Source organism: Planomonospora alba (assembly GCF_039534085.1).
Taxonomy (GTDB): Bacteria; Actinomycetota; Actinomycetes; order Streptosporangiales; family Streptosporangiaceae; genus Planomonospora_B; species Planomonospora_B alba.
Genome location: NZ_BAAAUT010000001.1, coordinates 137680 through 151947 on the forward strand (window position 1 = coordinate 137680; position 14268 = coordinate 151947).

The 14268-nt window shown below is 75.2% G+C and carries 13 protein-coding genes; 4 read left to right on the forward strand and 9 right to left on the reverse strand.

Annotated elements, in window-relative coordinates; genetic code table 11:
• Window positions 1-155 precede the first annotated feature (155 nt).
• Window positions 156-1121 (reverse strand): helix-turn-helix transcriptional regulator, encoded by a 966-nt coding sequence (locus ABD823_RS00630; RefSeq protein WP_344854658.1) that lies wholly within the window; start codon window positions 1119-1121, stop codon window positions 156-158.
• A 63-nt stretch (window positions 1122-1184) separates the two neighbouring features.
• On the opposite strand from ABD823_RS00630, the gene ABD823_RS00635 reads away from it, so the two are divergent.
• Window positions 1185-2303 (forward strand): epoxide hydrolase family protein, encoded by a 1119-nt coding sequence (locus ABD823_RS00635; protein ID WP_344854660.1) that lies wholly within the window; start codon window positions 1185-1187, stop codon window positions 2301-2303.
• A gap of 91 nt (window positions 2304-2394) precedes the next feature.
• On the opposite strand, the gene ABD823_RS00640 is transcribed toward ABD823_RS00635, so the two are convergent.
• Complete coding sequence (locus ABD823_RS00640; RefSeq protein ID WP_344854662.1) at window positions 2395-3366, reverse strand: 5'-3' exonuclease; 972 nt, start codon at window positions 3364-3366, stop codon at window positions 2395-2397.
• Between the two features lie 189 nt (window positions 3367-3555).
• Between ABD823_RS00640 and ABD823_RS00645 the strand changes: the two genes are divergently transcribed.
• The 3 genes from ABD823_RS00645 to ABD823_RS00655 all read left to right on the forward strand — a co-directional run bounded on the left by ABD823_RS00645 (window position 3556) and on the right by ABD823_RS00655 (window position 6712).
• Window positions 3556-4680: a M24 family metallopeptidase gene (locus ABD823_RS00645; RefSeq protein ID WP_344854664.1), complete on the forward strand. Its 1125-nt coding sequence runs from the start codon at window positions 3556-3558 to the stop codon at window positions 4678-4680.
• 273 nt (window positions 4681-4953) lie between these two features.
• Window positions 4954-6099, forward strand: a complete 1146-nt coding sequence (locus ABD823_RS00650) for an acyl-CoA dehydrogenase family protein (protein WP_344854666.1) — start codon at window positions 4954-4956, stop codon at window positions 6097-6099.
• 142 nt (window positions 6100-6241) lie between these two features.
• Entirely contained in the window at window positions 6242-6712 is a 471-nt protein-coding gene (locus ABD823_RS00655; RefSeq protein WP_344854668.1) for an Lrp/AsnC family transcriptional regulator, read from the forward strand.
• Window positions 6713-6847: 135 nt separating this feature from the next.
• Here the strand turns inward: ABD823_RS00655 and ABD823_RS00660 are convergent, their stop codons facing one another.
• The 7 genes from ABD823_RS00660 to ABD823_RS00690 all read right to left on the reverse strand — a co-directional run bounded on the left by ABD823_RS00660 (window position 6848) and on the right by ABD823_RS00690 (window position 14056).
• Window positions 6848-7153: a hypothetical protein gene (locus tag ABD823_RS00660; RefSeq protein WP_344854670.1), complete on the reverse strand. Its 306-nt coding sequence runs from the start codon at window positions 7151-7153 to the stop codon at window positions 6848-6850.
• Window positions 7154-7241: 88 nt separating this feature from the next.
• The gene (locus ABD823_RS00665) at window positions 7242-8213 is read right to left on the reverse strand and encodes an N-acetylglucosamine kinase (RefSeq protein ID WP_344854672.1); all 972 of its coding nucleotides are present in this window, start codon (window positions 8211-8213) and stop codon (window positions 7242-7244) included.
• On the reverse strand, window positions 8210-9472 hold the full coding sequence (locus ABD823_RS00670; protein WP_344854675.1) for a 6-phospho-beta-glucosidase: 1263 nt from the start codon (window positions 9470-9472) through the stop codon (window positions 8210-8212). Before ABD823_RS00670 ends, ABD823_RS00665 begins: the two co-directional genes overlap by 4 nt.
• Entirely contained in the window at window positions 9469-10383 is a 915-nt protein-coding gene (locus ABD823_RS00675) for a carbohydrate ABC transporter permease (RefSeq protein WP_344854677.1), read from the reverse strand. The genes ABD823_RS00670 and ABD823_RS00675 overlap by 4 nt, the downstream gene beginning before the upstream one ends.
• On the reverse strand, window positions 10380-11318 hold the full coding sequence (locus ABD823_RS00680; protein WP_344854679.1) for a carbohydrate ABC transporter permease: 939 nt from the start codon (window positions 11316-11318) through the stop codon (window positions 10380-10382). Before ABD823_RS00680 ends, ABD823_RS00675 begins: the two co-directional genes overlap by 4 nt.
• 6 nt (window positions 11319-11324) lie before the next feature.
• Complete coding sequence (locus tag ABD823_RS00685; protein ID WP_344854681.1) at window positions 11325-12662, reverse strand: ABC transporter substrate-binding protein; 1338 nt, start codon at window positions 12660-12662, stop codon at window positions 11325-11327.
• 200 nt (window positions 12663-12862) lie between these two features.
• Entirely contained in the window at window positions 12863-14056 is a 1194-nt protein-coding gene (locus tag ABD823_RS00690; protein ID WP_344854683.1) for an ROK family transcriptional regulator, read from the reverse strand.
• Window positions 14057-14268: the final 212 nt, after the last annotated feature.

Genomic DNA, 14268 nt, shown 5'->3' on the forward strand with positions numbered 1-14268 from the left:
CCTGCGCTCAGCTGGTGGGGTACTACGTCTTCCCCGATGCGGCCGGGAGAATCGCGGAGGTTCTACGCGACCGCCTCGCCCGCCGGCGGCCCGGCGGCCGTCCGCGGGCGCCGGAGCGCCCCGTGTGCGGAGAAGGGCGGAGCCGGGGTCGGGGCTCACCGTTCGGAGTCCGGGGGCGCCGCCTGCGCGAGGCGGGCGGCGAGCGCCCGGACGTGCGCGACCAGCTCGGGAGGTTCGTGCACCTCGAACCTCATCCCCAGCAGCCCCACCCACAGGGCCAGCTCGTCGAGCGAGTCCGAACCGCAGGTCAGCACGGACGCCTCCGGTCCGGCCGGCTCGACCGTCCCCACGGTCGGCGGGATGCGCCCGGCGACGGCCGCCGCGGGCGCGTGCACGGTGAAGCGCCCCCGGTAGCGGTAGGGGGCGCTGGAGACGCCGCGCGAGGTGAACTCCGCCAGATCGGCGTGGGGCGGCTCACGGGGCGTGAACCGCGGGCCGTTGGGCGTGCGCAGGGCGATCCGGTCGGCGCGGAAGGTCCGCCAGTCCGCGCGGCCGGTGTCGTAGGCGACCAGGTACCAGCGGCGCCCGGTGGCCACGAGCCGGTACGGCTCCACCAGGCGCACGCTCTCGCCGCCGTCGTGGGACCGGTAGCCGAACCGGAGGCTCTCCCGGTCGCGGCAGGCCGCCGCGATCGCGGCCAGCGTGTCCGGGTCGACCGCCGGCCCGCCGCCCGCCATCGGGACCGTCATCGACCGCAGCGTGCGGACGCGGTGCCGCAGGCGGGACGGGAGCACCTGCTCCAGCTTGGCCAGCGCCCGCACCGAGCTCTCCTCGATCCCGGCCACGCCGCCGCCCGCGGCGGTGCGCAGCCCCACGGCCACCGCCACCGCCTCCTCGTCGTCCAGCAGCAGGGGAGGCAGGTCGGACCCGGCGCCGAGCCGGTATCCGGCCGATCCCGCGACGGCGTGCACGGTGTAGCCCAGCTCGCGCAGCCGCTCCACGTCGCGGCGGACGGTGCGCGGGGTCACGCCCAGCCGCTCGGCCAGCTCCGTGCCCGACCACCGTCGGTGGACCTGCAGCAGGGAGAGCAGCTTCAGCAGGCGGGCCGAGGGTTTCATCATGATCTCTACTCTGCCGCACGGTTAGGACCGGATCTGTCCTAACCGGTCCGTAGTTTCCCTTCCATGACGAACGACTCCATGATCCGCCCGTTCCGCATCGAGATCCCCCAGGCGCAGCTGGACGACCTGCGCGAGCGGCTCGGCCGTACCCGCTGGCCCGCCGAGACCGGCGTCGAGGACTGGAGCCGCGGCGTCCCGGCCGGCTACCTCAGGGAGCTGGCCGCCTACTGGGCCGACGGCTACGACTGGCGGGCCTGGGAGGCGAGGCTGAACGCCCACCCGCAGTTCACCACCGAGATCGACGGGCAGAACGTCCACTTCATCCACGTCCGCTCCGCCGACCCCGGCGCCCTGCCGCTGATCCTCACCCACGGCTGGCCCGGATCCGTCGTGGAGTTCCTCGACCTGATCGAACCGCTCTCGCGGGACTTCCACCTGGTCATCCCCTCGATCCCCGGCTTCGGCTTCTCCGGCCCGACCACCGGTCCCGGCTGGACGAGCCGGCGCGTCGCCGCGGCGTGGGCCGAGCTCATGCGCAGGCTCGGCTACGACAGGTACGGCGCGCAGGGCGGCGACTTCGGCGCGGGCATCTCCCGCGCGCTCGGCCTCACCGCCCCGGAGAACGTCGTCGCCGTGCACGTCAACGGGGGCACCACCTATCCCAGCGCGGCGGAGGACGACCCCACGCTCACCGAGCGGGAGCGGGCCCGGGTCCGGCGCATGAACGAGTTCATGACCGAGGCGGGCGGCTACATCGCGATCCAGTCCACCCGGCCGCAGACCCTCGCCTACGGGCTGACCGACTCGCCCGCCGGCCAGCTCGCCTGGATCGTCGACAAGATCAGGGACATGACCGACCTGGCCAAGGAGCTCCCGCACGAGGCGATCGACCGCGACCTGCTCCTGACCGACGTCACGATCTACTGGCTGACCGGTACGGCGGGCTCCTCGGCCGCGCTCTACTACGAGGACGGGCGCGCCTGGGGCGGGCGGGAGCGCTCGCCCGTGCCGACGGGCGTGGCGCTGTTCACGGTCCAGGACATCGCGCTGCGCCGGGACGAGGAGAAGGCCGCCGAGGTGGTGCACTGGTCCGACTTCGACCGCGGCGGCCACTTCGCCGCGATGGAGGCGCCCGACCTGCTGCTCGGCGACATGCGCGCGTTCTTCTCCGCCTACCGGTGACCGCCGGGGCGGCCCCGGTCCCGGCTCCGGCCCCGGTGGCTCCGGTCCTGGCCGCGGCCCCGGCCCTCCCCGGCGCGGGCGGGCCGGCGGGTCAGGCCGGCCACTCCAGGGCGGCGGCCAGGCGCTTGAGCGGGCCGGTCAGGCCGTACCGGGCGCCGAGGTCCGCGAGGGCCTGCGGGTCGCGGGGCGCGGCGGGCAGGCGCAGGTCCGCCTCGGGGACCGGCGCGTCCCGGGCCACCCGGACCACCGCGGGGGCGACGTCCAGGTAGTCGAGGGCGGCGGCCAGCCGGGCGCGCTGGGCCTTGGTGAGGGGCGCGGTGGGGGACCCGGTGGGGGGCGCGGTGGGGGGCGCGGCCGGGCCGTCGCCGGTCCCGGCGCCGGGACCGCCGTCGAGGGCGTCGAGCAGCGCGGCGAGCGAGCCGAACCGGGTGACCAGCGCCGCCGCGGTCTTGTCGCCGACGCCGGGCACGCCGGGCAGGCCGTCGCTGGGGTCGCCGCGCAGCACGGCGAAGTCGGCGTAGGCCCGGCCGGGGATGCCGTACCGCGCCGTGACGGCGGCCTCGTCGACCGGTTCGATGTTCTTGATCCCCCGCACCGTGTACAGGACGCGGACCGGGCGTGCGTCGTCCACCAGCTGGAACAGGTCACGGTCGCCGGTGACGACGTCCACCGGGCCGGCGGCGCGGGCCGCGAGCGTGCCGATGACGTCGTCGGCCTCGTAGCCCTCCGCGCCGAGCCGGGCGATGCCGGCCGCGTCGAGCACCCGGTCGATCACGGGAAGTTGCGGGACGAGCGCCTCGGGGGTCTCCTCGCCTCCGCCGGGGGCCAGCCGGTGGGCCTTGTAGGACGGGATGGCCGCCACCCGGAAGGCGGGCCGCCAGTCGGCGTCCATGCAGGCGGCCAGGGCGGCGGGGGAGTGCTCCCGCACCAGCGTGGCGATCATGTCGAGGAGGCCGCGGACCGCGTTGACGGGCATGCCGTCCGGGGCGGTGACCGACTCCGGGACCCCGTAGAAGGCGCGGTAGTACAGAGACGGCGTGTCGAGGAGCATCAGGCCGGGCATGGCCCCCATCCAACCATCTGCCCGGCCGGCCGTGGGCCCCGCGGGCGCCGGCCGGTGGGCGCCGCCGGGGCCCTCCGGCGGGTCCGCGTCCGATGGAGCGTTCCGCCGGGGCCCTCCGGCGGGCGCGGGCGTGCGGCCGGGGAGGTCCGGCCGTGGGCACGGACCGGCGCGGCCCGTAGATTGGGCGCTGTGACAAAGGAGTCCTACGACCTTTCCGACCTGTACCCCGTCTCCCGCCTGGCCGCCGCCCAGGGGGCGACCGCCGCCGCCGGGCTGGACGCGCTGCTGCTCACCCCCGGCCCGGACCTGCGCTACGTGACCGGCTACCAGGCGCTGCCGCTGGAGCGGCTCACCTGCCTGGTGCTGCCCGCCGAGGGCGAGGCCTTCCTGATGGTGCCGCGCCTGGAGCTGCCCGCCGCCGAGCACTCCCCGGCCTCGCGGCTCGGCATCGAGTTCGTGCCCTGGGACGAGACCGACGACCCCTACGCGGCCGTCGCCGCCCGGCTGGGCCGGGTGTCCCGGGTCGGCCTGGCCGACCGCATGTGGGCGATGCAGTCGCTGCGCTTCCGCGACGCCCTGCCCGGAGCCGAGCAGGTGCTCGCCGGGAGCGTGCTGCGGGGCCTGCGCATGCGCAAGAACCCGGCCGAGGCGGCGGCGCTGCGCGAGGCCGGGGCCGCGATCGACGCGGTCCACGCGCAGGTGCCCGGCTTCCTGAAGCCGGGCCGGACCGAGCGCGAGGTGGGCCGGGACATCGCCGAGGCGATCATCGCGGCCGGGCACGAGACCGTCGACTTCGTCATCGTCGGCTCCGGGCCCAACGGCGCCAGCCCGCACCACGAGCTGTCCGACCGGGTCATCCAGGCCGGCGAGCCGGTCGTGGTGGACATCGGGGGGCAGATGCCCAGCGGCTACTGCTCCGACTCCACCCGCGTCTACTCGGTGGGCCGGCCGCCGGAGGACTTCCTGCGCTACTACGACGTGCTGCAGCGCGCCCAGGAGGCCGCCTGCGCCGCCGTACGGCCCGGCGTGCGGTGCGAGGAGGTGGACGCCGCCGCCCGCGAGGTGATCGCCGCCGAGGGCTACGGCGAGTATTTCATCCACCGCACCGGCCACGGCATCGGCCTGGAGACCCACGAGGAGCCCTACATCGTCGCGGGCAACGCCGAGCCGCTCGCCCCGGGCTTCGCCTTCTCCGTCGAGCCGGGCATCTACCTGCCCGGCGCGCACGGCGCCCGGATCGAGGACATCGTGATCTGCACCCCGGACGGCGGGGTGCGGGTCAACCACAGCCCCCGCGAGCTGGCGATCGTGTAGGCGGCCGGCGCGGGGCCGCCGTCCGTGCCCGGCGCGGGGCCGCCGCAGGCCCGGGTCCGGGCACGGTTCGGGCAGGGTCCGGGCCCGGCCCGGCCCGTGCCCGGTCAGGGGCCGGACCGCGGCGGCGGGCCTCGCGCGCCTCCGGCTCCCGCCCGGTCCCCGCCCGGCCGCGCCTCGGGAGGGAGCGCGCCGTGGCGGATGCCACAATCGGGGTGGCCGGTCACCCCGGCCTCCTCTTTGCCGTTTCACGCCCACGATCTGGAGTGTGTGGAGATGCCCGTCGAGCGCGCCCTTCCCAGCCCCGAGGCCCGCGACCTGCTGGACCTCGTCCGCGACCTGACCGGCAAGGAGGTCGCGCCCCGGGCCGCGGCCGACGAGTCCGCCGGGCGCTTCCCCCGCGAGGTGTTCACCACCCTCGGCCGCGCGGGGCTGCTCGGCCTGCCCTATCCGGAGGAGTACGGCGGGGCGGCGCAGCCGTACGAGGTGTACCTCCAGGTGATCGAGGAGCTGGCCGCGGGCTGGCTGGCGGTCGGGCTGGGCCTGTCGGTGCACACGCTCTCGTGCTTCCCGGTCGCCGCCTACGGCACCGCGGAGCAGCGGGAGCGGCTGCTGCCGGACATGCTCGGCGGCGAGCTGCTGGGCGCCTACTGCCTGTCGGAGCCGCACTCCGGCTCGGACGCCGCGGCCCTGACGACCAGGGCGGTGGCCGACGGCGGCGGCTACGCCGTGGACGGGGTGAAGGCCTGGATCACCCACGGCGGGGCCGCGGACTTCTACACCCTCATGGCCCGCACGTCCGACGACGGGGCCCGGGGCATCTCCTGCTTCCACGTGCCCGCCTCCACGCCCGGCCTGTCGTTCGGCGCGCCGGAGAAGAAGATGGGCATGCGCTCCTCGCCGACCGCGCAGGTCCGCTTCGACGGCGCCCGGCTCGCGCCGGAGGCGCTGGTCGGCGCCGAGGGGGAGGGCTTCCGCATCGCCATGGCCGCGCTGGACGGCGGCCGGCTCGGCATCGCCGCCTGCGCCGTCGGCGTGGCGCAGGCGGCCTTCGACGCCGCGAGCTCCTACGCCAGGGAGCGCCGCCAGTTCGGCGCGCGCATCGTCGACTTCCAGGGACTGTCCTTCATACTGGCCGACATGGCCACCCAGATCGCCGCGGCCCGCGCCCTCTACCTCGACGCGGCCCGGGCGCGCGACGCCGGCCGGCCGTACGGCACGCAGGCGGCGATGGCCAAGCTGTTCGCCACCGACGTGTGCATGAAGGTCACCATCGACGCGGTGCAGGTCCTCGGCGGCTACGGCTACGTGGAGGACTTCCCGGTCGAGCGGTACATGCGCGAGGCCAAGGTCCTGCAGATCGTCGAGGGCACCAACCAGGTCCAGCGCCTGGTGATCGGCCGCGCGGTCGCCCGGGGGTGAGGGGCCGCCCCGGATCCCGGGGTGCGGCCGGGGCGTCGGGCCGGGGCGCACGCCGCCCGCGTGTCCCACATGATGGACGGTGCGTCCGGATCGTGACCAGAGGTTGGTCACGATCCGGGTGGGATCGCGCTACCTTGGGCGGGTGGAGGAGATCGACCGCCGGATCGTGACGTTGCTGGCCGGGGACGGCCGGATGAGCTTCACCGACCTCGCCCGCGAGACGGGCCTGTCGGTGTCGGCGGTGCACCAGCGGGTGCGTCGGCTGGAGAAGCGCGGGGTGCTGCGCGGCTACACGGCGCTGCTGGACCACGACGCGATCGGCCTGCCGCTGACCGCCTTCGTCTCCATCAAGCCGATCGACCCGGCCGCCGCCGACGACGCCCCCGACCGGCTGGCGCACCTGAGCGCCATCGAGGCCTGCCACAGCGTCGCGGGCGACGAGAGCTACATCCTCAAGGTGCGGGTGGCCTCCCCCCTCGCGCTGGAGGAGCTGCTCAACCAGATCCGCACCGCGGCCAACGTCTCCACCCGGACCACCGTCGTGCTCAGCACGCCGTACGAGCACCGCGCCCCCGACCTGACCGGCGGGCCCGCCGGGGAGCCCGCCCCCTGACGCCTGTCCGTGGGTCCCGGCGGGCAGCCCGCCCCGGCCGCCGGGCGATCGGGGGCGGTCCCCGCCGGCCCGGCCGCCGGGGCGGCGCTCAGCGCGGGACCGCCCGGTCCGGCGTCCAGGTCCCGGCGGGCCGTCTCAGCGCTTGACGGGGATCCGGCCGGTGCCCCCGCACGCCCGGCAGGGCACCGCCAGCGCGGTGACGACGGTGCCGCCCCCGCCGGTCCTGCTCTCCCTGCGCTCGTCGAGGCCGCCCGCGCCGCCGCACCGGATGCACGCCCGCGTCCTGCCCGCCTGCCGTACCGGCCGGGTGCGGGCCGCGGCGGCGAGGTCCGCGAACGAGGCCCTGACCCCGGCGGCCTGCTCCTCGGTCAGGAACGGGAGCACCACCTTGCCGCCGCCGGCCGTGGGGATCCCCAGGACGTGACTGCCTCGCTCGGACACGGTCCGCCTCTCTTCCTGTCGTCTTCCGTCGTCGGACGCGTCCTACGGTAGGGCCCGCCCCGCACGGGCGGCGACGGCGGCCCCGGGTTCAGGCCCGGGCGCGGAAGTGCCCGCGGAGCCGGGCCCCGGCCCGCCCGCCCGCGCCGAGGGCGTCCAGGCCGAGCAGGGCGGCCCCCGCGACGGGCGGGAGCTCGGCGACGACCAGCTCGGCCTCCGGCGCCTGCTCGGCGAAGCGCCGCCGGATCATGCCGTCCAGCACCGGGTCGCGGGCGGTCAGGACGCCGCCGCCCAGCACCACCTCCACGGGGGCGCCGAGCATGCCGAGGCGGCGCAGGGCGACCACCGCGAGCACGGCGACCTCGTCGGCCATGCGCGCCAGGACGGAGCGCGCCACCGCGTCGCCCGCGCCGGCGACCGCCATCAGCACGGGGACCAGCTCGTGCAGCCGGGCGTGCGGCAGGTCGCCGAAGTGGAGGGCGAGGGTGACCTCCTCGACGGTGCGGGTGCCGAAGTGCCCGCACACGGCGCGCGCCAGCGCGGTGGCGGGGCCGCGCCCGTCCTCGGCGCGCACCGCGTGCCAGAGCGCCTCCTCGCCGAGGACGAGGCCGCCGCCCCAGTCGCCGCTGATCCGGCCGAGCGCGGGGAAGCGGGCGACCTCGCCGGTGGGGGAGACGCCGACCGCGTTGACGCCCGCCCCGCAGACCACGGCCACGCCCGACGGTCCGGAGGCCCCGGCCCGCAGCAGGGCGAAGGTGTCGTTGCCGACCTCCGCGTCCTTGCCGTACCCGCGGGCCAGCACCGCCTCGCGCAGGGCCTCCTCCTCCACCGGCAGGTCCGCGCCTGCGACGTAGGCGGCGACGTGGTCGGCGAACGGCGGCGCGGCGTCCGCGCCGAGCGCCCGCCGCACCGCGTCGTGCAGCACGTCGAGCGCGGCGCCCACGCCGTCGCTCTGCGGCCGGAAACCCGCGCCGCGGCCGGTGGCCAGGACGGTGCCGTCCTCGGCGACCAGCGCGACGTCGGTCTTGCTGTTGCCGCCGTCGACGGCCAGGACGGTCCTCACGCGCCGGCCGCCCACGGCAGGTGCCGCCGGTTGGCCTCGACCAGGCGCCGGGCCAGGTCGCCGGCGAGGGACGCCTGGCCGACGAGCGGGTGGGCGAGCAGGGCGTCGGCGACGCGCTCCTCGCCGCCGTGCAGCGCCGCCTCCAGGGCGAGCGTCTCGTAGGCGGTCACGTGGGCGATGAGGCCCGCGTAGAGCGGCTCCACCGGCTCGACCGGCAGGGCCCGCGGCCCGGCGGAGGTGATCGCCGCCGGGACCTCGACGACCGCCTCGTCGGGCAGGAACGGCAGGGCGCCGTCGTTGCGCAGGTTGACCACCTGGGTGTCGCCGCGGTCGCCGAGCAGCGAGGCGATCAGCGCCACGGCGGCCTCGGAGTAGAAGGCGCCGCCGCGCTTGCCCAGCAGCTCGGGCTTGGCGTCCACCGACGGGTCGGCGTACATCTCCAGCAGCCGGGACTCCATCTCGGCGACCTCGGCCGCGCGCGACGGCTTGGCCCGCTGCTCGGCCACGACGCGGTCGTGCTCGTAGTAGTAGCGCAGGTAGTAGGAGGGGACCGCGCCGAGGCGGCGCAGGAGCGCGACGTCCAGGCCGACGCTGTCGGCGATCTCCTCCCCGTGCCCGTCCAGCAGCTCGGGGAGGACCTCCGCGCCGTCGAGGCGGACCGAGCGCACCCAGGTCAGGTGGTTCAGCCCGACGTGGCCCAGCGAGACGCGCCCGGGCGCGACGCCGAGGGCGGCGGCGAAGCGGCGCTGCAGGCCGATCGCCACGTTGCACAGGCCGATGGCGCGGTGCCCGGCCGACAGCAGCGCCCGGGTGACGATGCCGACCGGGTTGGTGAAGTCGACGATCCACGCGCCGGGCGCGTGCCGCCGCACCTGCTCGGCGATGTCCAGCACCACCGGGACGGTGCGCAGCGCCTTGGCCAGGCCGCCCGCGCCGGTCGTCTCCTGGCCCACGCAGCCGCACTCCAGGGGGAGCGTCTCGTCGACGTCGCGCGCGGCCTGGCCGCCGACGCGCAGCTGCAGCAGCACGGCCTGCGCCCCGGCCACCCCCTCGGCGACCGAGGCGGTCGCGGTGACCCCGGCCGGGTGCCCGGCGCGGGCCAGCATCCGGCGGGCCATGCCCGCGACCGGGCCGAGCCGCGCGGGATCCGGGTCGACCAGGGCGAGCTCGGTGAGGGGGAGCTCGTCCCGGAGCCGTGCGAACCCGTCGACCAGTTCCGGAGTGTACGTCGAACCGCCCCCGACAACGGCCAGCTTCAACCTTTGACTCCCGTCAGAGTGACGCCCTCGATGAAGACCTTCTGGGCGAGGAAGAACACGATTATCACAGGTGCCATGACGAGCAACGTGGCCGCCATGGTGAGGTTCCACTGCACGCTGTGCAGGGCCTTGAAGGACGCCAGCCCGATGGACAGCGTCCAGTTCTCCACCTCGGTGGAGGCGTACAGCAGCGGCCCGTAGTAGTCGTTCCAGCAGTAGAAGAACTGGAACAGCGCCACCGCGGCGATCGCGGGCCGGGCCATGGGCAGGATGATCCGCAGCAGCGTGGCCAGGTCCGAGCAGCCGTCGACCCGCGCCGCCTCGGTGTACTCCCGGGGGATCGTCAGCAGGAACTGGCGGAGCAGGAAGATCGAGAAGGCGTCGCCGAGCAGCATGGGCAGGACCAGCGGCCAGAGCGTGCCGGTCAGGTCGGCGCGGGCCCAGACCAGGTAGACCGGTACGGCGACCACCTGCGGCGGCAGCATCATCGTCGTGATGACCGCCAGGAAGGCGGTCCGGCGCCCAGGGAAGCGGAAACGGGCCAGCGCGTAGGCCACCGGCACCGACGACAGCAGCATGAACGCGGTGCCCAGGCCCGCGTACAGCATGGTGTTGCCGATCCACCGCAGCAGGTCGGAGCGGGCGAACACCTCGGCGAAGTTGCCCCAGTTCCACGAGCGCGGCCACAGGTCGCTGGTCAGCGCCTGCTGGTCGGTCATGAGCGCGGTGAGCGCGATGAAGACCAGCGGGGCGAGGAACATGACCGCGATCGCCAGGGCCAGGGCGTGGGTGGCGACCCAGTACAGGGCCCGCCGCCCGCGCACGCCCCGGGGGCCCGGGCGGCGGACCGGGGCCGCCGGGGTGCCGGGCGCGGCGGGGGCGCCCTGTCCGGCGGTGAGGGCGGTGCTCATACGGCCTCCTCCAGGGCGCGGAACCGGCGCAGCAGGATCAGGGTGAAGACCATCGACGCGGCGAACAGCAGCAGCGCCAGCACGCACGCGTATCCCATGGAGAAGTCGCGGAAGCCCATCTGGAACAGCCACTGGGGCAGGGTCAGCGTGGACATCTCCGGGTAGCCGGGCACGAAGCTGCTGCCCGGGGAGTCGGTGGAGCCGGAGGCGACCCGGGCGGCGATCATCGCCTGGGTGAAGTACTGCAGGGCGTAGATGACGCCGGTGACCGCGGAGAACAGCAGCACCGGGGAGATCGTCGGCAGCGTCACGCTGCGGAACTGGCGCCAGGCGCCCGCCCCGTCGAGCGCGGCCGCCTCGTACAGGTGCTTCGGCACGTCGAGCAGGGCCGCCAGGAAGATCACCATGGTGTTGCCCGCGCCCCACATGCCCAGCAGGGTCAGGCTCGGCTTGGCCCAGTCCTCGTCTCCGAACCAGTCGGGGCCGGTGATCCCGAACAGTTCCAGGAACTGGTTCATCGGACCGGTCGCCGGGTTCAGCAGGAAGACGAACGCCACCGTGCCCGCCACCGTCGGGATCAGCGAGGGCAGGTAGAAGGCGGTCCGCACCAGGCCCGCGCCCGCCTTCAGCCGGGTGACCAGCCAGGCCAGGCCGAGGGCGAACAGCACCTGGGCGGGGACCATGAAGGCGACCAGCCACAGGGTGTTGCCGATGGCCACCAGCGCCCGCTCGTCCGCCAGCAGGTAGCGGTAGTTGTCGAGGCCGACGAACTCCAGCGTGAACAGGTCGTAGCGGTGGAAGGAGAAGTAGACGGTCGCGGCGAGCGGGTACAGGAAGAAGGCCGCGAACCCGGTCAGCCAGGGCGACAGCCAGAGCAGGGCCCGCAGGCCCTCGCGGCGCCGCGGTGCGCGCGGCGCCGCCGGGACGGTGCTCATCGCGGATCAGCCCCCGGAGAGCTTCAGCTTGTCGTCGATGCGCCGGTCGACCTCGGCCAGCCCCGCGGCGAGGTCGGTGACCGAGCCCTTCTCCCACTCGACGACGAACGTCGTGAAGGCCTCCTGGTTGAAGACGCTGTTGACGTTCGGCGGCAGCGTGCTCGTCCTGGGGTGGTTGAAGATGTCGAGGAACGTCTGGAAGTTCGCGTCCTTCTTCAGGTCGGGGGACTCCATCGCGGCCTTGGTCGTCGGCACGTTGCGCAGCGCGTTGGAGAGCGTGACCAGGCTGCCGGTGTCGGTGGTCAGGTGCTTGACCAGCTCCCAGGCGTGCTGCGGGTGCGCGGCGCCCCTGGGCACGCCGATCACGGTGCCGGCGGTGAAGCCGCTGCCGTACAGGTCGGGCCGGTCGTCGGCGACGGGCATCGGCGCGGTGCCGTAGTCGAGGTCCGCCGCGTCATTGGCGATCATGGCGTTCCGCCACTCGCCGTCGATCACCATGGCGACCTTGCCCTTGTGGAAGGGGTGCTCGGCGCTCCACTCGTCGCCCAGGCTCTTGCGGAACCTGTCGAGCTTGTCGTAGCCGTACCAGTCGATGAGCTCCTTCTGCCAGGTCAGGAGCTTCTTCCAGGCGGGGTCGGAGCCGATGGCCGAGGTGCCGTCCTCGTTGTACCACTTCGCCCCGACCATCGGGCCCAGGTGGGAGGGGGAGTTCTCGTAGTACTGGACGCTGGGGATGAAGCCGGCGACCTCGATGTTCCCGTCGGCGTCGCGGACGGTGAGCTTCTTGGCCAGCTCGGCCAGCTCCGACATGGTCTTCGGCGGCTGCTCGCCCTTCATCAGGGCCTTGTTGTAGTAGAGGCCGTAGGCGTCGGCCAGCATCGGCATCGTGCAGCGCCTGCCCTCGAACTCGGTGTAGGAGCGCGCGGCCGCGGGCAGCACCGACAGGTCGACGCCGTCCTGCCGGATCACCGGCGTGAGGTCCTGGAAGACCCCGCTGCGGCACCACTGCGCCACGTTGTCGGTGGTGAAGGAGGCGGCCACGTCGGGCGGGTTGCCGCCCCGCACGGCCTGGGTGATCTGGTCGTCCTGGACGCCCTTGGTGAGCTTGACGGTGATCTGCGGGAACTTCTCGCGGAACCCGGCGACGGCGTCCTCGAACGCCTTGACCTCGCTGGGCGCGCTGAAGCCGTGCCAGAGCTCGATGGTCGCCGGGGGCAGGGCCGCGCCGCCGGAGGGCTCCGGCCGGGAGCCGAGGGCGGGTGCGCCCTGGTCGCCCGCGGTGCAGGCGGTCAGGGCCGCGGCCGAGACGGCGGCCGCGGTGAGGGCGAGAAACCGTCGGTTCACGACAGTGGCCTCCTCGAATTTGGGGGGTGGATGACCGGATGATCGAATGAACGGATGACCGGATGAATCGGATGGGCCGGGGTGCCCCGGGCGGGGAGGTCGGGACGGGGTGCTGAGGGGACGGCGCGGAGCGGCGCCGGTCCGGCGGCGGGAAGGCCCGAGGGAGGGCGGGGAGGTCGGAGGGGAGCGGGGGCGGACGGTCAGGCGGGCAGGGGGGAGCCGAAGACCTCGTCGCGGGCGGCGGCCAGGGCGAGGTCGAGGGCGCCGGCGAGGACCGGGTTGCCCTCGACGGCCGACAGCAGCAGCGGCGGGCGGGGGATGGTCAGGGCGTGCAGCTCCTCCTCGACGATCCCGCGCAGCAGCTCGCCGCCGGCCAGGAGGGTGCCGCCGGTCAGCACGACGATCTCGGGGTCGACGACCGCGGTGATCGACGCCAGGCCGACGGCCAGCCGCGCGGCGATCTCGCGCAGCCCGGCGAGGGCGGCCGCGGCCCGCCCGCCGCCGGATCCGGCCGCCCGCACGGCCTCGGCCACGGCCTCGGCGGGGCCGTCGCCGTGCAGGCCGTACGGGCGCAGGACCGACAGCACGGCGGGGCCGCCGCCGAGCGCCTGGTAGCCGTGGTCGCCGTAGCGCCCGGTCTCGCGGGCGGTGGGGGCGCCGGGGGCCGGCATGTAGCCGATCTCGCCCGCGCCGCCGGTGGCGCCGCGGTGCAGTCGGCCGCCGAGCACCAGCGCCGCGCCGAGGCCCTCGTCGGCCCAGAGCAGCACGAAGTCCCGGTGCCCGCGGGCCGCGCCGTGCGCCTGCTCGGCCTGGGCGACCAGGTTGACGTTGTTCTCCACGGAGACGGGGACGCCGAGACCCTCGCCGAGGACGGCGGCGAGGTCCGGGCCGAGCCAGCCGGGCAGGTCCTCGGCGGTGGCGTAGCCGAGCCTGCCGGTGCCGGGGTCGGGCGCGCCCTGCACGCCGACGACCACGCGCCGCAGGCCGGCGGGGGCGTGCGCGCCCTCCAGGGCGGCGCGCGCGCCCCGGACCGGATCGCCGGAACCGGCGGGCACGGGCTGCCGGTGCTCGCCGACCACCGCGCCGGTGATGTCGGCCACCCTGGCGTCGATGTGGGTGCGGGTGACGTCGAGGGCGGCGACGTAGGCGGCGGCCGGGTTGAGCCGGTAGACCTCCGCGGTACGGCCGGGCAGCCCCTCGCGGACCCCGCCCGGCACGACCAGCCCCGCCTCCTGCAGCCGCAGGAGCAGCTGCGAGGCGGTGGGCTTGGACAGACCGGTGATCGCGCCGATCTCGGGGCGGGTGAGCGGCCCGCGCTCCAGCAGGGCCCGGAGCGCGGCGCGGTCGTTGATCGCCCGCAGCAGGCTCGGCGTACCCGGTGTCGGCTGAGGCACGGCCCCTCCACGTCTCCTCGGGGTTAGGAAAGTTTCCTAACTTGAGGAGAATCTAAGGAGGCGGCGCCGGGGCGTCAAGGGGCCGCGGGCGGTCGCGGCCGGGCCGCGATCGACACGTGACGGCGCGGCGGCGGAGGCGGCCCGGTGCGCGCGGGCGAGGGGAATGGGAACGGCTCGACGGACCTGGTATGGTGATGGTTTGTCACAACAAC